We start from the raw sequence: 500 nt of genomic DNA, 5'->3' as shown, positions 1-500 counted from the left end.
CCTCGTTGTTGCCCACCGCGTTGGCGTTGTTCAGATCGTCTTCTTCCACCGTCAGGTCGTCGGCGGCCACCGCCAAAGTGGGCACATCATCCAGCACCTGAACATCCAGGCTGGCACTGGTAGAGCTGTCATTGTCATCCACCAGCACCACACTAAAGCTTTCGCCCAACACCGCATCATTAATCGGTTGGGTGTGGTACTCGTTGTCCAACAGGGTGTAGGAGTAGCTGATGGTGCCAGTGCCGCTATCGGCATCAAAGCTGATGGCAGTAATGGTCAGGTTGTTGCCCAACGGACTGGGAATGGCCAACGGCAAACCAACGACCTCGCCATTGGCTATCAACACCACACCCGCCACGCTCAGACTCTTCACCCCATCCGGTGCGCTGATATCAAACGTGCCGGTCTGGGTCAGTGCGGCAGCATCCGGGCTGGTGCCATCCGCCAGGTTGGCATCGCTCACCACCACCTCGGCCCCTTCACCGGACAGGCCGTTGATG

General features: G+C 59.0%; 1 pseudogene. It reads right to left on the bottom strand.

Annotated elements, in window-relative coordinates:
- Nucleotides 1–500, bottom strand: a pseudogene (locus ABD847_RS04100) (hypothetical protein); the annotation flags it as partial.

Source organism: Pseudaeromonas paramecii, from assembly GCF_039540575.1.
Classification (GTDB): Bacteria; Pseudomonadota; Gammaproteobacteria; order Enterobacterales; family Aeromonadaceae; genus Pseudaeromonas; species Pseudaeromonas paramecii.
Note: the sequence above shows the minus strand (reverse complement) of the source record. Positions and strands in the feature narration are given on the sequence as shown.